Genomic DNA, 17,158 nt, shown 5'->3' with positions numbered 1-17,158 from the left:
ACGTGAGCATTCGGAGCAGCGCTCCTTTGATGCTCTCGTGGCGACTCCTCACTGGCAGTGGGCTCCTGAGGAGGGGATCTAAGTAGCGGCGTATCGTGAACTTGTCCGCATATCCGCACACATGAGGTTGCTCCCAGGCAGCTCGCAACAAGACAGGAGGGTTCCGCCCCGATGTTCAGATGCCTCCTATGTTGGGTGCAATTGCTTCTCTGCCACACTTGTGAGTACTTGAGGTCACTAGTACTCGATTTGACCACTGGAGCCGGTGACCTCGAAGTGTCGATTTGAAATTCATATGACTATCGAAGGTAGAACCATGCGTACTCTTAATGATTCCGAAATCTCAGCCGTGAGCGGCGCTGGGCTCATCATCAAAGGTGGAATCAACGGCAATAGCGGTCTAGAAGGCATTAATATCGGCCTGCCAGGTAGCGGTGGTAAGAAGGGAGGCGACGGGGTCGGTATTGTAATCAATGGCATCTCGAAAGACGGCAACCCCAACTGGCCGATCAAGAAGACCCCGAACTGGCCGTTCTAAAGATCTGACGGCTTTCCGCAAATCGCCGGCCGGTACTTCTATAAGTACCGGCCTTTTGGCTTCTGTATCGGCAGTACATTCCTGGGGCGTCGGAAGGAGAAATTCGCCTATCGTAACGCCCAGAACTCCAGCCGCCCGAGACTGGCTGCCAGGCGAAGACGTGAGGTCTGCCAACTGCTGAGCGCCATGATGTGCTGGTCCTCGGCGCTGGCGTACACGGTCAATGCGTTCAGCATCTCGACCATGCTGCCCACCCCTGATCGGTAGCGCCCTTGGACTACTTCCAGGCTCTGCCTCGACTGCTCGACCAGTTCGCGGGTGCGGGCCAGGCTTCTTGTCTCTACGCTGAGGGCCTGATAGTTATTCCATACTTCGAGCGAAACCCGCTGCTCGGTATCTGCCAACTCTGCTTCGCTGGCCTCGCGCCGTGCCACCGCATCCCGAATCAAGTAGTTGTGTGCGAATCCCTCGAAGAGTGGGATGCGCAGCTCCAGTCCAATACTGCGACCTTGATCGCGGGTGTTGCCACCAAACGCCTGTGACTGGTCTGCACGGCTACGCGCCATGTTGGCGATGAGCGCAAGGCTCGGCCGACCGCTGGCACGAGCCTCCTCCAGAGACGCATCGGCTGCCTGCAGCCGTGCCTTGGCGCCTAGCATTGCCGGATGGTCACGTCGCGCGATGGCGAGCATCTCGTCGATGGCCTTGACGAAACCTGTGTCGGGCAGCACGTCCAGTTCGCTGTAGAGATGTAGCGGAGTATCCGGCGGCAGCCCCATCCTCAGGGCGATGACACCCAGGGCATTGGTCAGGGCTCCTTCGTCGCGGATCTGGGTCAGGCTCGCCTGGGATAGCGCGGTCTGCGCCTGAAGGCGATCGGCCAGTGCCGCGGCTCCGGCCTTGTATTTGGCGTCGGCGGCTTCGAGGTTCTGCGTGGCCAGGTCCACCACCTGCCGCGAGGCGGTCAGGCGGCGCTGGGCGGCGAGACCATCGAAGTAAGCCTGGGCGGCGAGGGCAAAGGTGTTCTGCAGGGTCGCGTCCTGGCTGGCGTTGGCCGCCAGCAGCAATTGCTGGGCGCCGCGCAGAGCGGCGTTGCGACGGCCGAAGTCGTAGAGCACCCAACTCAGCTCAAGGCTGGCACTGCGCCGTCGGCGCGTGCCGTCGCCCGACATATCGCTCGCGTCCTGGTAGTTCGTGGCGCTGTAGTCTCGGCTGGCATCGAGGCGCCCATCCAGGCGTGGCAGGTAGGCCGCCTGCCTAATTCCTACCTCAGCCGCTTGTGCCTTGGCGTTGGCCCAGGCGAGGCGGGTCTGGGGGTCGTGGCAGAGGATGCGCTCGATGGCTTCCTCCAATCCCAGCTTTGCCGGTAGCGAGCCCCCTCGACAATGCAGGTTGTTCCCGGCCGCCGGCCGCACGGCACGATCGGCGACCAGACGGCCGGTACTGAAGACGTCGGGCTCATACGCCCATGCGTGCGGCGCGACGCAGAACAGGGTGAGCAATAGCACGGGAGGCAGGCGGGACATCAGACTTGTACTCCAGTCGCCCAGCGCTCTGTGCATTCGTCGCGCGCCACCCTTCCCTGATCCAGAACGATCACGCGATCCGCCGAAGTGATGGTCTCCGGACGGTGGGCGATCATGATGCGGGTGATGCGCAGTGCGCGGATGGCAGCATTGACCCGCTGCTCGCAGTGCACGTCGAGATGGCTGGTGGCTTCGTCGAGGAACAGGATCCGTGGCTTCTTGTACAACGCCCGGGCCAGCATCACCCGTTGCTTCTGGCCGCCGGAGAGCACCGTGCCCATGTCGCCGACCAGGGTGTTGTAGCCCATCGGCATGTCCTGGATGTCCTCGTGAATATCGGCCATCTGCGCGCATTGGACCAGCCAAGGCATGTCCGGCTGCGGATCGAAGAAGCTGATGTTCTCGCTGAGCGAACCGGCGAACAGGACATCGTCCTGCAGCACCGTGCCGACCAGCTCGCGCAATCCGTCCAGACCCAACTGCGGGAGTTCCAGGCCGGCCACGCGGATCTGTCCCGCCGTCGGTGGCAGGATGCCGAGCAGGACGTTGAACAGAGTGCTCTTGCCGCAGCCCGAGGGACCGACGATGGCCACCGACTCGCCGGCGCTGATACGAAGGTCGATTCCGTCGAGGACCCAGGGTTCCTGCTCTGAGTAGCGGTAACACAGGCCCTGGATCTCGATGCTCGCCTCGCGCTCGCGAAGGTTCTCCGCAAGCAGGTCGCCATTGCTCACCTCGGTGGCGTGGAGCACGATGTCGGCCAGACGCTCGCCCTGCAACTGCAGCATGCGCAGTTCGAAGAACTTGTCGATCAGGCTGCCGACGCAGCTGTCAAACTGCGACTTATAGGCGTTGAACGCCATCAGGATGCCGACGCTGAGCTGGCCGTCCATCACCATGATCGCGCCGAGCCAGATCACCAGCAGGTTTTCCACGCCGAACAGCAGGCCGTTGAGCTGCTGGTAGAACAGCTGCAGCTTCTGTGTGCGCAGGTCGGCGTTGATCTGTTCCACGAGGAGCCCGAGCCATACCGAGCGGCGCTCATCCTGGCGCTGGAACAGCTTCAGCGAACGGATGCCGCGCACCGTCTCGAGGAAGTGGCTTTGTTGGCGCGCAGCGTGGACGATCTGCTCTTCCGTGGCGTTACGTAGCGGTCGGTACCAGATCCAGCGGCCGAGGGCGTAGAGGCCCATGGCGGCGACGGCGATGGCCGCCAGTGGTGGGCTGTAGACCAGCATCATGGCAAGGGTCGCGATCGTCATTAGGCCGTCCAGCACGGCCGACAGGAAGGCCGCAGTCAGCGTCTGCAGGATGCTGTTCACTGCGCCAAAGCGCGACATAACATCGCCCAGGTGACGTTTCTCGAAGTACTGGGTGGGCAGGCGCAGTAGGTGGCTGAAGACGTTGGCCTGCCACTGCACGCCGAGCAGTGTGCTCATGTGCATCATCACCCAGGCGCGCACCCCACTGACCGCCTGCTGCATCACCAGCAGCAGGCCGAAGCCGATGGCCAGGGTGCTGAGCAGGTCGCGGTCCTCGTTGACGATGACGTTGTCGATGCTCCATTGCAGGAAGAACGGGCTGATCAGCGAGAAGACCTCCAATGCGCCGGCCAGCAGCAGAACCTGGGCCAGCGAGCGGTACAGCCCGGTGACCTTGCCAAGCATGCCCAGCAACCTGATCCGCGGTGGCGCCTGCTGCTTCTCGAAGCCGTTCTCCGGCCACAGCTCCAGGGCCACCCCGGTGAAACTCCGTGACACCTCATCCAGGCCCAGCCGGCGCAAGCCGTGGGCGGGGTCGTGGAGCACGACACCGCGGCCGTCGACCGCCTTCAGCACGACGAAGTGATTGAAGTTCCAGTGCAGCACGCAGGGCAGCTTGAGCTTGCCCAGGTCGGCGAGATCGAGCTTCACCGCGCGGCTACCCAGGCCGAGGCGGTGGGCGGCCTGGATCAACTGCTTGAGAGAGCTGCCCTTGAGCGAGATAGAGAAACGCCGGCGCAGCTCCATCAGTCCGGTGTGATAGCCGTGGTAGCCGGCGATCATCGCCAGGCAGGCCAGGCCGCATTCGGTGGCTTCAGTCTGTAGCACCAGCGGCAGGCGGCGGCCCAGGCGTAGGGCGAGAGCATCGAGAAAGGCCATGGGTCGTTCCTAGAGTTTGCCGGTCAGGCTGTAGAGCGGCTCCAGCACCCACTCGTAGAGGCGCCGGGTGTCCTGGAGGATGTCGGCCTCGAGCAGCATGCCGCTCTGCAGTGCTCGCGGCTGGCCGTAGGCGGTCACCGCCTGGTCGTCCAGCGCCACCCGCAGGCGGTACAGTTGCTCGCCATCCTGGCCCAGCCCCGGCACCCCGCCGACCATGCTCGACAGCTCGGCATAGGAGACGCTGGTGCGGGAGATCGACTGCACCTTGCCGTGGTACTGGCCGAACTTCTGGTACGGGTAGGCCTGGTAGCGGATCAGCACCGCATCTCCCGGACGGATGAACCCGATGGATTTGCTTGGCGCGTAGAGCTCGGCCTGCAGCGGGGTGTTGGCGGGGACGATGCTCAGCAGCGGACGCGAGCTGTCGACGGTCTGCCCGGCCTCGGCGAGCACGGCGGTGGCGATGCCGCTTTCCGGCGCGGTGACCAGCAGTGTGCGCTTGGCCTCGCTTTCCGCCAGGTCCTGCTCCACCGCGCTGAGCTGGCGACGAGTTTGCGCAAGCTGGTTGGCCTGCCGCGCAGAAAGGCCGGCGAGTTCGTTGCGGTGTTCGATCAACTGTTGCTGCAGGGACGTGCGCTCGCGTTCCAGGCCTTGCAGGGTCTGGCGCTGACCAAGGAGTTCGGCCTGGCGCTGCTGGAGCTGGTCCATGGAGATGTAGCCCTTGTCCATCAACCCCTGGTAGCGAGTGGCGGCGTCGCTGGCCAGGGCCAGCAGGCGCTGCTGGCTATCGGTCTGCGCGGCGAGGGTGGCCAACTCGCGCTGCAGGCTGGCGACCTTGCTGGTCAGGCTGTCGCGCTCGTCCTCCTGCAGTTGACGGAGCTTATCCAACTCGTCGCGCAGGGAATCGCGGCGCTGCTCCAACTGGCGGCTGATGCCGGCCTGCACCGGTCCCGTGTCGCCACCGTAGCGCTCGCTGGAGAGGAGTATGAGGCGTTCGCCGAGCGTCACCGTCTGGCCTTCCTCGACAAACTTCTGCAGCACAATGCCTGCCTGCGGCGCGTGCACCTTGACCTGGCCGCTGGCCGGAACCAGCTGGCCGCTGACGGTGCTGCGCTTGGTGTAGCTGCCGAACAGGAAGAAACTCACCACCAGCAGCGCCATCGCCGTGGCCAGTAAGGTGAGGAAGGTGAAGGAGGCCGGGCGGATCAGCACGATCTGGCCCAGGTCTGTGGCGTGCTGGGCGTCGAGGGCTTCCTGGCGGAACAATGGGGTCCCGGTCATCGTCGGTATGTTCCTGTTGCGCATTCGAGACTACATGCGCAATTGCACATATCCGTAACGAGCGATTCGTTGGTTGAGCTCTAACCGCTGAGGTTCTCCAGCTTGGCCCAGTCCCACGCGAGTGACTTGGATGCGGTGGGGCTGGTGCCGAGGCAGGGGCAAGGTCAGGCATTACGCGCGGGACAGCCCCGGCACGTCGTCAACCAGAATTTTTACAGGCATGGCGTTGGCCGTACAGCTACTGGCTGTAGGATGAATTTGAGAATTCGCCGGAATGATCTGGATTCCGGTGCGGAAGTATCTCTATGGGTATCGGCGATCCCCAATGCTCAAGCGGGAGTGCCTACGCTTGCGTACCGGTGAACTCCTGATGTGGGGTGTTGCAGCGCCTTTGCGTCGCTGATCGCCAGCATGCAACTCTGCCCTTCATGGTGCGGCCAGGCGAGGAAGTGCTTGCCCGAGGCCAGATCCGCCAGAGAGATTCCTTGCCGCAATTAGTAAGGCTCTCCCATATCGGATCAGGATCATTCCGCGCAAAAGCAGGATGTTTCCGAATATCCAGGCCGTTGCCTACTGTAATCCAATCCTACTGATCAATTAGAGGCGCCCTTCCTCAAACTCGATGCGGTCAACATGGCAGATGTGCAGTGCTGCGATTTGCCATCCACATCCGGCGGGCGTTTTTTGTATTCATCCTGTGGATTACGAACCTATGAAATTTCTTCCTGTGGGCGCTGCGATTCTAGCCGCTGCGATGGCCCTTTCAGGCTGCAGTACCCGTCCCGCCGCCCTCGCCACCGAAGATGCCGATACCGCGGATAAAAACCAACAGTGCTATCAGGAATTTGCAGCGCTCAAGAGCTTGAATCCAGGCGCCTATGAAACCTATAAGGCGCAGTTGAATGCGATCAACGAAAACAACAATCTCTACAAAGCGAATGCTTCTGCAATTGACGGCAAGGCGGCAGAGGTCATGCAGACCGAAATCGACAGGCTGCTTTCGCTGGTTTGCTTTCGAATCAACAATGCCATTTACATCAACATGATGCAGCGTGCACAAACATTGCAGGACCGGCTATGAGCAAGCCCCTCGGTGCTGTACTGTGCGGTGCGCTCTTGCTATCTGGCGCAAGTGCGTCTTTGGCCGAAACCAGCCTTTTGGACAGGCTGGCGGAGGAATCCATCATAGGTGATGGCTCACCCAGCCCTTCGACTCCAGCCCTCGCTCCGCCACCCGTATCGCCTTCAGCTAAACAACTCGACCAGTTGAAGCGGGAACTGAATGAAGCGCTGGCAAAGAAGCAGGAGGTCGAGGCGGAACTCGCGCTGTTGAACGCGAAACAGCAATCTTCCGGTAGCGGATCTACTGTCAAGGACGCTGGGGCATCAGACAAAGAAAACGCGGGCTTGCGCCAACAGATTGCCGAACTGCAGGCACAGAACAAGCACCTGACTGAGCAAGGACAAGGACAGAGCAAGGCGTTAGCTGATCTCCAGGTGGCCAACCAGCAATTGATGGAGAAGCAGAATCTGCCGCCAGCAGCTCGTGAAAAAAGTGATGCGTCAAGCGCCAAGCGCATCACAATCGACGCCAAGGCATCCAAGGATGTGCTGATCAGCTACGCCCTTGGCGCTTGGTATGGCGACAGCGCACCTCACGAAAGTCGAAAACTCCGCTCCATCGACAGAATGCTTGATGTGCCAGCTTTCGCGCAGGGATTCAACGACAAGCTAACCAACGCGATGCAAGTGCCCCAGGATAAGCTCGCAGCCGAGCTTGCCGGTGTTGAGAAGCAGTTGAACGCCGCAATGCTCTCGAAGAACGAGAAGATAAGCAAAACACTGCTGGCTGAGGCCTTGAAGGAAAAAGGCGCGGTCAAGATGCCGGACGGCACCATATATCGAGTCGTGGATAAGGGAAAGACACCGCTCGTCACAGCGCAGAGCGACATCCTGCTTGAGGTCGAGGAAAAGCTGGGAACTGGGGAAGTGCTTTCGCCCGCAGCGGCAAACGGCAACAAGGTTTCGGAGCTGCCGCCCGCGTTCCAGACCGTGGTTACCCAAATGGGGTTGGGTGGCACTGCCAAATTCCTTGTCCCAGCCAACCTCATTGAGGACTCCGATGGGGTGCCGCCAGGGATGATCGTAGTCATGACGCTTAAGATTGTCGGCATCAAGTAGGAGTGAATGCCGCCTCGCCGAGTTCTTCAACGACTTGCGCGTCCCGCCAGCGACGATGGTGAGGTGGCATACCTACGGCGTTGTTCCTACCGGTGTGTGCTTCAGATGGTGACTGTAGCTCGCGCACCTGATGTTGCACTGTAAACGCATCAATAGTGCTAACTCATGGTAGTTCGTCGGTCTCAGTGGCCAACAGGGGCTATCCTCAGCCGAAGCGGGGCAAGTGTCCAGTCATGGTCAGGTCAGCAGCGGTTTGAACACCTGCGCACCAGGCTGGCAACGATGTAGTTGACCTGGCCCACCTAGCGCATTGCATCCAATGCCCTTGCTGGTGCCTCCAATCCTTTTCTCTCCTGACTCGGCGTATCCCCACCCCGGAGCGTCAAAATTGGCATGCGCAGTGTCGAGGACATCCTATCGCCGCTCGAAGCTGAGGTCGTGGGCTTGATCCTCAAAGGCTACAGCTCGAAAGAGATCTCGGCGATACTCAAGATCAGCGCCGAGACGGTCAAAACCCACAGGAAAAATTCCTACATGAAGCTAGAGGTCTCGACCGTTGCCGAGCAGATCTCGCGGCTTCTCAATGATGGGAAGCTGGCTGCCAAAATACCGCCAACCAGGGAGCACTCTCCACGGACTGCGATCGGCTGAGAGAATGTGCGGATCTGACCGACCCCGTAGGGCAATGCCCTGGCCGGGTAACGTTGCTTTTCCGGCGCAAAGTGGGGCGAACAGCTGAGTCTCTTCGTCATTCGTCCCAAGGCGCGTTTTGCCATTGCGCGACCAGGAAATCGCTAAATGCGATCAAGCGTCGCGGGACCGGTTCGCGACGCGCTCGGACCAAGCTGATTCTTGACGAGACGCCCTCCCATTCGGGTAGGACACGTAACAACTGGCCGCTCCGTAGTTCGTCGTGCACATCCCACGTTTCGCGCAGCGAAATCCCCAGGCCTGCTACACACCATTCACGCAGTACCTCTCCGTTGTCGCTACAGAATGTTCCATTGATGGCCACCGAATTCTCGCGGCGCCCCTTGCGCAGCGGCCATGTGTTCTGGACCAGCCCCGGATAGGCAAACACCAGACAGCTAAGGCGCTCCAGATCTTTCAGTCGTTGGATTGGTTCATGTGCCTCGATGAAGGCTGGCGCGGCAACGAGGATGCGTCGATTGTCTGCTACTCGTCTGGCAAGTAGGCGTGAGTCAGCCAGCTCGCCCATGCGAATCGCTAGATCGAAGTCGCCGCTATACAGATCCTGCACCTGATCGGACAGGCGAAGATCAAAGCCAACGCGAGGGTGCAAGCGACAGAACTTCGTGATCGCCGAGGCTACGTATTTCCGTCCAAATGGCGAGGGTGCAGTCAAGCGTATGTTGCCGCTCAACTCCTGACTTCCACCACGCGCGATTTCCTCCAACTCATCCAGTACAGACAGGGCTACACGCGCACGCTCGGCAATCGCACGCCCTTCATCGGTGATACGCAAGCTGCGCGTGTTTCGCTCGAACAACGTGACCCCTAGCGTGGCCTCAAGCCTGGCAATCTGCTTGCTGACCATCTTCGGGGCAACTTGCAGGCTGCGGGCAGCAGCAGAAAAGCTCTCGCTATCAACCACACGCACAAAGACCTCTAGGTCATCATTGCGCACTTTATTTAGTCCATTTTGGTGTAAGTGTTTGTCGATTTTAGGCACTTCTATGGATAAATCAATTGACAGAAAATGGTTGTTTCCAAGGCTATTCGCAACATTCCGTTCGCACCGTCGACGGACACATACACCTAACAAGGAGTCCATAAATGTCACAACGCATCTTGTTCGTGTTGACCAGCCATGATCGAAAAGGGCCTGCCGGTGCGCCGGCAGCGCCAAGCGGGTTCTACCTCTCAGAAGTCTCGCACCCACACCGCGTCCTTTCTGATGCGGGCTACCGTGTTGACTTTGTCAGTCCGGCGGGCGGCAAAGCCCATGTCGACGGCTTGAACCTTGACGACCCACTCAATGCGGCGTTCTGGAGCGATCCTGTACTTCGCGGAGCGACCGAGTCCACCCTGAGCCCATCATCGGTTGATCCTGAAAAGTATGCAGCCATCTACTATGCCGGCGGGCATGCCACGATGTGGGACTTCCCCGACAATAGAGAAATCGCTTCTATCGCCGCCCTGATCTATGAACGAGGCGGGGTGGTTGCTGCGGTTTGCCATGGGCCGGCGGGTCTGGTGAACATCCGCCTGCCCAATGGTCACTACCTGGTCGACGGAAAGGATGTTTCAGTATTCACCAACGATGAGGAACGTTCCGTCGGCCTGCACGACAAGGTTCCGTTTCTCTTGGCGGACACGTTGGAAAAACGTGGCGCCAAGCACATTCCCGCTCCGAACTTTCAGCCGCAGGTGGTCGTGAGTGAAAGGCTGGTGACAGGGCAGAATCCTGCTTCTGCAGCAGGAGTGGCAGAAGCGATGCTACCGCTGTTGGCCGCAATCTCTACAGAGCGAGCCTGAGCCATGAACGAGCGCATGCCCTTCGTCATCTACGTCTTCGCGTTGTGCGCGTTCGCCCTGGGGTTCACCGAGTTCGTCACCATCGGCCTGGTGTCCACTATCTCCCTCGATCTGCAGACAACTGTCAGCCAGGTAGGGACTGCGGTAACCGCCTATGCCTTGGGTGCAGTGGTCGGCGCCCCCGGTCTGACTGCCTTGGCTTCACGCTGGTCGCGCAAACGCTTGTTGCTGGTGGCTATGGCATTGTTCACTGTCGGGAATGCGGTAGTCAGTCTATCGACCGCGCTGACGCCAATGCTTGTGGCGCGCCTTGCATCGGGCCTGGGCCATGGCGTGTTTCTGGCAGTAGCTTCCAGCGTCGCAACACAATTGGCAGGACGCCACCGTGCTGGCGCGGCCGTAGCCGTCGTTTTTGGGGGACTGACTCTGGCCTTGGCACTGGGTGTTCCACTGGGTACCTACCTCGGTAGTCTGCTGAGTTGGCAGGTGATCTTCATGGCCGTATCAGTCAGTGGTGCGATAGGCTTCCTTGGCTTGTTGTTCCTCATGCCGGATTCCAGCGAGGACCTCTCTCATCAGTCCAATGCCATGGACGGGCTGAAGGCTATGTTTAATCCGAGATTGCTGGCTGGCGCAGGTATCACTGTGATGGCCTATGCCGGGTCATTTGCGCTTTACACCTACATATCACCGCTTCTGCTGCAGGTCACTCATACCAGCGAAGCCACCGCCAGCCTCTTGATGCTCGGCTACGGCGTGATGGCAGCAGTTGGCAACATCTGGGGAGGAAGGTTGGCTGATCGTAAGGGACCGAACCATGCCGTCATGGTAGTCTTGGTCGGATTGGCCGTCGTGCTTGCTGCTATTGGACTGTCGGCCACTTCACTCCTCCCGATGACCGTGTTGACTGGCTTGCTCGGTGCGCTGACATATGCAGCCGTACCTGCACTTCAAGCCCGGGTCATTGCGCTTTCTCACGACCATGCGCCGCAGGCTACTGCAGTAGCCGCCGGCTTGAATATTGCCGGATTCAACGGTGGTATTGCGCTGGGTTCTGTTGTCGGTGGGATTGCGCTGCAGTTGTCCGGGTTGGTCAGTACTGCCTGGGTCGGTGCGCTGGTGGTCGTACTGGGGACTATTTGGATGCTCATGCAGATAGGCGCCGCCAAACCAGATTCGGCATAGTCAGTTATCCGCGACAACTACTTCTAAGTAGGGGTTATTGAGGGGCTGTTCCACGAAAAAGCTCGATGGGTCGATCAGCAGATACCCGTGCAACCTGCGCGACTTGCGTGGACCAGTCACGTTGCAGGTCCAGATGTTGAGCCCATCAGGGTTTTTGCGGTGGATTTGCAGCTTCTCAAACTGCTTCTGTACCCACTGCCAGTCGTTGAGTTGTGCTTCCTTCGCAAGCGCCGCCACGCGCAGGTGCTCCTGGGCATAGCGCTGGAAGATGCCAGGACTGACCAGGTACACCGTATCGGCGACCGTATGCACCAGCGCCTTTGCGTCGTTGATCACCAGCTTGTGGCTTTGCACTGCGTGGATCAGCCAGGCCAGGAAATGCTTGCCTGAGGGCGTTTCGCCCTCTGGTGTGGAGCGGGGTAGAGGTGCGGTTGCTGGCGTCAGCGGTGCGGATGGCGCCGATGCGAGGACCTTCAACTGCGGGATTGGCTCCGATTCCGGCTTCTCGGTGAAATCTGGGGCGGCCACTGAGCTCGTCATTTCGGACATTGCCGATCCTGGGACAGGCGCACTCGGCCTGGCCGGCGCTGCGTCCACCTCGAACATGTTGAGCAAATCGGCGATGGCGTCTCCTGGTGCAGAGAGCGGCACACCCTCTGACTGCAGGGGCGGCGGCGCGGGGGCCGGGCCTGAGCCCTCTTGCTCATTCTCGGCGCCCGTGGCCTCTACAACGACAGTTCCGGTAAATGGCGCCGGACGCTGGGCGGCATCATCCCAGATCAATGCCGGTGCGAGCTTGAGAAAGGTAAATGTGTGCGACCAGCCGTTGTCTGCGGTCACCGTCGCCTTCCAGATTGCCTTGTCCTCCACTGTGGCCTGGGCCATGCCGTGATCCTGCAGGATGGTGAACAACGCGGTGTTGCTGCTGGGAATGCCTTCAATACCTTGCGACAGCAGATGCGCGCGCAGCTTGTCCGACACAGTCTTGCTCACCAGCCATAGCGCCTCATGCGTCAACCAGCCATCCGAGGCCTGGGGCTGGTTCAGCTTGAACTCCTCCTTCAGCAGATAGCGCAGTCCCTCAAGCAGCTTGCGCTGCAGCGCGTGCTTCGGCGCAGCGAGTGCCTTGCTCGGGTCACCGCCCAGGGCCTGGGCCACCGAGGCCTGGTCAGCCTGGACCACCAGTTCGCCGAGCACGCCGGCATGCTCGTACTGGCCTGCCAACACGTACAACAATGAGAACCAGGCCTCTTGATGTTCGCTGAGCCAGTCGAGGATCTTGCCGTCCAGCACCTGGGTGTACAGCAGAGCCGTCGCCGCGCTGTGCACCCGATAGACGCGCCCCTCGCGGTAGCGAAAGCGATAAGGCTGCGCCAGCGGGCCATGCCAGGGTCGCCAGGTACTGCCATCGGCGAGCTCAACCTGCACGTCGACCGCGACCTTTCCCAGATCGTGCAGCAGTGCGGCGTAGGCGGTGGCGGCTGTCCAGACTTCAGCTTGTGCGGCCTGATCCTCCGGTGTGGTGCCAACCGGTAGCAAGCGCGACTGGCGCAGCTTCAGCGCATACGCGACGATCTCCAGACCGTGGTCGAGCATTCCTCCGGGGTATGCATGGTGGTGGCTTTCGGAGGCGGGCAAGTGCTGCACCAGCACCGCATAGCGTTCAAGCGGCTGCCCATACAGCAAGGCGAATTGCGAGCGGGACAGCGAGGTGCGCTGCCAGATGTGCTCCAGCAGCATCTGTCGGCGCTGTGTGCCCAGCAGCGCCAGCGCTGGCTCCGGCCGAGTGAAGCCGCTGGGAGTGGGAGGAGGCGTCGTAGAGGCGAGCGGGGCGGGCCTCTTCTTGAACAGGCTGAACATGCTTGCACCAGTAGCTGCGGCCCGAGGGACCTTTTCCTTTTTTCGTATCTCCCGATATAGCGCAATCCAAAGCGGACTCTCGTTGACAATGCGATTCGACGAGCACCCTCGTTCTGCCCCAGTCATGCATCATTCCGGGTGCCGCGGCGATGAGGATCGGTTAACCTCGTCCTGGAATATTTTCTGAGTATGGCGACATAAGCGATGGGATTTGAACAACTGGCCGAATTACGTGACCGTCTACGGGAGCAAGCTGAAAACTCCAAGCCTGCTGAGCAGAGGCCAGTCCGGCGTTCTAAGCCGAAGGCCGCAGAATCCAAGGCGAAAAAGCGGGCACCTGCTGATCCTGCCATGGAAGCGATCTGGCGCTTGCAAAAGAGCTTCCCTCTAGCCTTCCCGAGAAGCCCAGCGCCTAAGGTTCCGCTCAAGGTGGGTATCTATCAGGATGCCGTCCAGCACCTGGAGCGCCTGGGCATTACCTCCGAGCAATTGAAGCGGGCCATTGCCACTTGGTGCCGAGGAGCCCGCTACTGGTCAAGCTTGGTGGAGAATGCTGCGCGGGTGAATTTGAACGGAGAACCGGTGGGGACTGTCACACCGGAGCAGGCGCAGCGGGCGAATACCCGTCCTACAAGGCGCACACAAGAGCGGCACCAGGCAAAACGACCGCGTCCAGGCTCGAACGATGCAGAGTCATCGGTGGTGAAGTCCTCCACCTCGGCAGAATCGCCCGAAGAATTGAGTTAGCTCACCCTCCCTGCGCAGCACCGGGGCCGACGCGGTGCGGCTCTACCCATTTCAGGTAGGGCCTTTCCCCTTGTCTCTCTTCCCTTGGTCCCTTTAAACCTTTTTTGGGCGTTCCACACGGCAGTAGCTCCAAGGTGATGAGCCGCTTTTGTGCTGTGCAGCGGCGACCTCCCATCACAGCGGTCATCCATATTCCTAAGATGTATCTGAATAAGGTCGCCCTGCTTCGGGACTCATCTGGCCCGCATTCTGATAGGTCTTATGGATCAACAGCCCCATCGATGATGAACTATCAATGGCTGCAAAGACGCCAACCTGTCAGTGAATAGAGCGGCCCCAAAGGCGCATTGAGCGGACCGCATGCAGGTGGCGCAAGCCTTAATACACACTTTGAACTCGTGTGATCTCTAGATTCGTGCGACTCGCCTGTTGTTCCGGGCTGCCCCTTGTCGCGCTGCTGCGCCAGGGACCGCGATGGGAACACCATATGAAAACTACGTCTGTGCGGGTGATCATTGCCGATGATCATGCGGTCATTCGCTTCGGCCTGGCACATGTCTTGAACGATGTTCCAGACGTGCAATTGATGTGCGCGGTGAATGATTCCACCGATCTGATACCAGCACTGCGCACTCATGCTTGTGACGTTCTGGTCACGGACTACTACATGCCGAAAGGACTGTTTGGCGACGGGATGATGCTGATCGCCTACATACGCAAACACTGGCCCAACCTTGGGCTCATCGTGTTCACCATACTGAATGATGGAGAGCAGCTTGACGCGATCCGGCGCGTCGGGGTGCGCGGCATCATTAGCAAGAAGGACGATCCGCAGCACTTACCCGCTGCAATTTTGGCCGTCCAGCGGGGTGAAGAGTACCTGTCTCCGGAAATTGAATCGCTCATTCGAACACGACACTTGAATGCTCCTTCGACTCACCAAGCGTGAACAGGCACTGGGCTTGGTGGTACGTGCTCAGCACCACCACCAAGCCATCTAGCTCGGAGCCCATACGAAGCAACGCCTGCGCAATTCTGGCGTAGGCCATCCGTGTGCACCCAACGCTACCCATTCCCCTACTTGCTGTGTCGAAGGCACCGCATGCCGAAGCTCGACTGTCCCATGCCCTATCGCGCCGCTGATACCAACAATTGCGTCAGACGCTGCCTGGGTGGAACGGGGGGGGGCAATAATGCTGCTTGGCCGTCAGCCCTTACTCCTGGCGTCCCGATGAGCAACTTGAAGAAGAGTAAGAGGACCTGATAACGAACCATGAGTGAATTCTCCATTGCAATCAACCTGGCGCTGGCCATGCTGCTGGGCGGCGCGGTCGGCGTCGAACGTCAGTGGCGCCAGAACTATGCGGGGGTTGTGACCCACGCGCTTGTCTCCCTTGGGGCGGCGGCCTATACGTCGCTACCCACATTGCTACACGCCGGGGCGGACATGCGCCTGGGCAGTCAGGTGGTTACAGGCATCGGCTTCCTGGGCGCCGGCCTGATCATGCGCAATGGGCTCAACATCCAGGGCTTGAGTGCAGCAGCCACTATCTGGGCCACCGGAGCAGTGGGAGTCCTGATGGGCTACGGCTTCTTGGCCGAAGCCAGCACGGTGACAGGCTTGATCCTGGTCACCAACCTGTTATTGCGCCAGGGGGCCAAGCTGGTGGACCGCCATGTCCCCGAGGCTGAGCCAGAAGAGCGCTATTACAACATCTCGCTGACCTGTGCCTCTTCGGACGAAGCGATGATGCGGGCCGAATTGCTGAATGCTCTGGGAGCGCACGATCTGCGGCTTCGTGGAGTCGAGAGCCGGCAAAGCGATGGCGGACGTTCGGAAGTGCACACGGTCGTCTACTCCACACAGCAGGAGGACGAGCGGGTTGAAAAGGTGGTCGGAAGCTTGAGTCTGCGGCCGCAGACTTACTCTGCACGCTGGACTTCTGATGCCGGAAACACTTGAGGGGCCACAACGGTGTCCTCCAGCTCATTACACATACCTGTCGAAAGCCAGGTTGTTCTCGCAGCGCATCTTGGCAGTCACAGCGGCACTTGCATTCTGCGACCGCTGTTGGCTTGTCTGCTCGCTGCGTTATTGCTATCGTCGATATATGACCAACTATTGCTTCACCTCGACTACCACCACCACGACCGCTAAAAGCGGAGCGTGCGAGGTGTCGTGAGCCAATAGCAGAACGAACTTCAAAGGCCCGCCAGCGATGGACAGGGCCTTTTTTTGTGCTTCTGCGTCGCTGGCTCACACGTAAGGAGATGCACCCATGTACGCCCTGTTGATCCTCGACATCCAAGTCGGACTTGTTCACGGCCCCGAGAAGCCATGGCGCTGCACAGAACTGTTGGAAACAGTGAATGCCTTGATGGAAAAGGCGCGCAGCGCTGGCGCTCCGATTTTTCTCGCACGCCACATCGGGCCTGCAGGATCTCCAATCGAACCAGGCAGCCCGCTGACGCTGATTGCGCAGGAACTGAAGCTTCAGGGAGGAGAGGTTATCTTCGAAAAGCGCAGGCCCAGCGCCTTCGAAATGACCGGCCTGGCTGACAATCTGCGCTCTTGCGGCGCTACCGGTGTGGTAATCACTGGCATGAAGACTCAATACTGTGTCGACAGCACCTGCCGTGTTGCACGTGATCTGGGCTTCGATGCGGTACTTATCGCCGACGGCCATACCTGCTCAGATACGCCAGTGATGACGGCTAAGGAGATCGTTGCTCATCACAATGCAACTCTTGACGGGCCGTTCTGCAAAGTGGTCCGGGCCGAGGAGTGGAGCTTCTAACGCAGCCTGAACCTACGGGAATGCGCATGCGCTGCTGTGTACACATGGCACCGTGTGACACTCCCGCACTTTAAATGGAGCGTGAAGCGGCCGCTGAGCATCAAAGATGCGAACATCGTCGCGGCGGCTATGCCTCTCAAAGCACCTGGCCAAAGCGCTCCCGCTACTGTTCCACCAGTGCGCATCTGATGAGCCAGCTCTCTTCACCCTACCAATTCGGGCCCATGACTGGCGCAGCTTCTCCTGCACTCAGTCGGCTGACGTCCGTACGTACACTGCTTGATCAGCCTTCCTTTGGCTTGCGCCATCGTCAGAAGCTTCGGTGGCGACGATCGCGTGGATCCAGGTGACCTTGCGGTAGGGGATGGCGACCTCGACCAACTGGATGTACTCAGCCTTTGT

General features: G+C 60.0%; 15 protein-coding genes. 10 read left to right on the top strand and 5 right to left on the bottom strand.

Annotated features, from left to right (window positions below; translation table 11 throughout):
- Positions 1-316: 316 nt before the first annotated feature.
- Positions 317-538: a hypothetical protein gene (locus PVZ80_RS18935; RefSeq protein ID WP_273829733.1), complete on the top strand. Its 222-nt coding sequence runs from the start codon at positions 317-319 to the stop codon at positions 536-538.
- A 107-nt stretch (positions 539-645) separates the two neighbouring features.
- Here the strand turns inward: PVZ80_RS18935 and PVZ80_RS18930 are convergent, their stop codons facing one another.
- Genes PVZ80_RS18930 through PVZ80_RS18920 form a run of 3 tightly spaced genes read right to left on the bottom strand, consistent with a single transcriptional unit; the run spans position 646 to position 5,471 of the window.
- Complete coding sequence (locus PVZ80_RS18930) at positions 646-2,064, bottom strand: TolC family protein (RefSeq protein WP_273864366.1); 1,419 nt, start codon at positions 2,062-2,064, stop codon at positions 646-648.
- Positions 2,064-4,205, bottom strand: a complete 2,142-nt coding sequence (locus tag PVZ80_RS18925) for a peptidase domain-containing ABC transporter (RefSeq protein WP_273864365.1) — start codon at positions 4,203-4,205, stop codon at positions 2,064-2,066. The genes PVZ80_RS18930 and PVZ80_RS18925 overlap by 1 nt, the downstream gene beginning before the upstream one ends.
- A 9-nt stretch (positions 4,206-4,214) precedes the next feature.
- On the bottom strand, positions 4,215-5,471 hold the full coding sequence (locus PVZ80_RS18920) for an HlyD family secretion protein (RefSeq protein WP_273864427.1): 1,257 nt from the start codon (positions 5,469-5,471) through the stop codon (positions 4,215-4,217).
- Positions 5,472-6,198: 727 nt separating this feature from the next.
- On the opposite strand from PVZ80_RS18920, the gene PVZ80_RS18915 reads away from it, so the two are divergent.
- The 3 genes from PVZ80_RS18915 to PVZ80_RS18905 all read left to right on the top strand — a co-directional run bounded on the left by PVZ80_RS18915 (position 6,199) and on the right by PVZ80_RS18905 (position 8,318).
- Positions 6,199-6,567: a hypothetical protein gene (locus PVZ80_RS18915; protein WP_273829736.1), complete on the top strand. Its 369-nt coding sequence runs from the start codon at positions 6,199-6,201 to the stop codon at positions 6,565-6,567.
- Entirely contained in the window at positions 6,564-7,667 is a 1,104-nt protein-coding gene (locus PVZ80_RS18910; RefSeq protein WP_273864364.1) for an FKBP-type peptidyl-prolyl cis-trans isomerase, read from the top strand. The genes PVZ80_RS18915 and PVZ80_RS18910 overlap by 4 nt, the downstream gene beginning before the upstream one ends.
- Before the next feature lie 393 nt (positions 7,668-8,060).
- Positions 8,061-8,318, top strand: a complete 258-nt coding sequence (locus tag PVZ80_RS18905) for a response regulator transcription factor (protein ID WP_273864363.1) — start codon at positions 8,061-8,063, stop codon at positions 8,316-8,318.
- A gap of 97 nt (positions 8,319-8,415) precedes the next feature.
- Here the strand turns inward: PVZ80_RS18905 and PVZ80_RS18900 are convergent, their stop codons facing one another.
- Positions 8,416-9,315, bottom strand: coding sequence for a LysR family transcriptional regulator (locus tag PVZ80_RS18900; RefSeq protein WP_273864362.1), 900 nt, complete (start codon positions 9,313-9,315; stop codon positions 8,416-8,418).
- 149 nt (positions 9,316-9,464) lie between these two features.
- Between PVZ80_RS18900 and PVZ80_RS18895 the strand changes: the two genes are divergently transcribed.
- Complete coding sequence (locus PVZ80_RS18895) at positions 9,465-10,166, top strand: type 1 glutamine amidotransferase domain-containing protein (protein ID WP_273864361.1); 702 nt, start codon at positions 9,465-9,467, stop codon at positions 10,164-10,166.
- A gap of 3 nt (positions 10,167-10,169) precedes the next feature.
- On the top strand, positions 10,170-11,351 hold the full coding sequence (locus PVZ80_RS18890; RefSeq protein WP_273864360.1) for an MFS transporter: 1,182 nt from the start codon (positions 10,170-10,172) through the stop codon (positions 11,349-11,351).
- On the opposite strand, the gene mobH is transcribed toward PVZ80_RS18890, so the two are convergent.
- Positions 11,352-13,211, bottom strand: coding sequence for a MobH family relaxase (gene mobH / locus PVZ80_RS18885; protein WP_273864359.1), 1,860 nt, complete (start codon positions 13,209-13,211; stop codon positions 11,352-11,354).
- A gap of 204 nt (positions 13,212-13,415) precedes the next feature.
- On the opposite strand from mobH, the gene PVZ80_RS18880 reads away from it, so the two are divergent.
- The 4 genes from PVZ80_RS18880 to PVZ80_RS18865 all read left to right on the top strand — a co-directional run bounded on the left by PVZ80_RS18880 (position 13,416) and on the right by PVZ80_RS18865 (position 16,756).
- On the top strand, positions 13,416-13,958 hold the full coding sequence (locus PVZ80_RS18880) for a ProQ/FinO family protein (RefSeq protein ID WP_273864358.1): 543 nt from the start codon (positions 13,416-13,418) through the stop codon (positions 13,956-13,958).
- Between the two features lie 487 nt (positions 13,959-14,445).
- On the top strand, positions 14,446-14,907 hold the full coding sequence (locus PVZ80_RS18875) for a response regulator (RefSeq protein ID WP_273864357.1): 462 nt from the start codon (positions 14,446-14,448) through the stop codon (positions 14,905-14,907).
- A gap of 324 nt (positions 14,908-15,231) precedes the next feature.
- Positions 15,232-15,921: an MgtC/SapB family protein gene (locus PVZ80_RS18870; protein ID WP_273829741.1), complete on the top strand. Its 690-nt coding sequence runs from the start codon at positions 15,232-15,234 to the stop codon at positions 15,919-15,921.
- 316 nt (positions 15,922-16,237) lie between these two features.
- Positions 16,238-16,756 carry a cysteine hydrolase family protein gene (locus PVZ80_RS18865; protein ID WP_273864356.1) on the top strand — a complete coding sequence of 173 codons (519 nt, stop codon included), beginning with the start codon at positions 16,238-16,240 and terminating at the stop codon, positions 16,754-16,756.
- Positions 16,757-17,158: the final 402 nt, after the last annotated feature.

Origin of the sequence: Pseudomonas sp. B3G-3, assembly GCF_028640915.1 — a bacterium.
GTDB lineage: Bacteria > Pseudomonadota > Gammaproteobacteria > Pseudomonadales > Pseudomonadaceae > Aquipseudomonas > Aquipseudomonas chlororaphis_I.
Note: the sequence above shows the minus strand (reverse complement) of the source record. Positions and strands in the feature narration are given on the sequence as shown.

Bases quoted from the DNA above. Each gene is read 5' to 3' on its own strand.
- PVZ80_RS18930 (WP_273864366.1), bottom strand. From the start codon at position 2,064: ATGTCCCGCCTGCCTCCCGTGCTATTGCTCACCCTGTTCTGCGTCGCG.
- PVZ80_RS18895 (WP_273864361.1), top strand. From the start codon at position 9,465: ATGTCACAACGCATCTTGTTCGTGTTGACCAGCCATGATCGAAAAGGG.
- PVZ80_RS18875 (WP_273864357.1), top strand. From the start codon at position 14,446: ATGAAAACTACGTCTGTGCGGGTGATCATTGCCGATGATCATGCGGTC.
- PVZ80_RS18865 (WP_273864356.1), top strand. From the start codon at position 16,238: ATGTACGCCCTGTTGATCCTCGACATCCAAGTCGGACTTGTTCACGGC.
- PVZ80_RS18890 (WP_273864360.1), top strand. From the start codon at position 10,170: ATGAACGAGCGCATGCCCTTCGTCATCTACGTCTTCGCGTTGTGCGCG.
- PVZ80_RS18870 (WP_273829741.1), top strand. From the start codon at position 15,232: ATGAGTGAATTCTCCATTGCAATCAACCTGGCGCTGGCCATGCTGCTG.
- mobH (WP_273864359.1), bottom strand. From the start codon at position 13,211: ATGTTCAGCCTGTTCAAGAAGAGGCCCGCCCCGCTCGCCTCTACGACG.
- PVZ80_RS18915 (WP_273829736.1), top strand. From the start codon at position 6,199: ATGAAATTTCTTCCTGTGGGCGCTGCGATTCTAGCCGCTGCGATGGCC.
- PVZ80_RS18925 (WP_273864365.1), bottom strand. From the start codon at position 4,205: ATGGCCTTTCTCGATGCTCTCGCCCTACGCCTGGGCCGCCGCCTGCCG.
- PVZ80_RS18905 (WP_273864363.1), top strand. From the start codon at position 8,061: ATGCGCAGTGTCGAGGACATCCTATCGCCGCTCGAAGCTGAGGTCGTG.
- PVZ80_RS18880 (WP_273864358.1), top strand. From the start codon at position 13,416: ATGGGATTTGAACAACTGGCCGAATTACGTGACCGTCTACGGGAGCAA.
- PVZ80_RS18910 (WP_273864364.1), top strand. From the start codon at position 6,564: ATGAGCAAGCCCCTCGGTGCTGTACTGTGCGGTGCGCTCTTGCTATCT.
- PVZ80_RS18935 (WP_273829733.1), top strand. From the start codon at position 317: ATGCGTACTCTTAATGATTCCGAAATCTCAGCCGTGAGCGGCGCTGGG.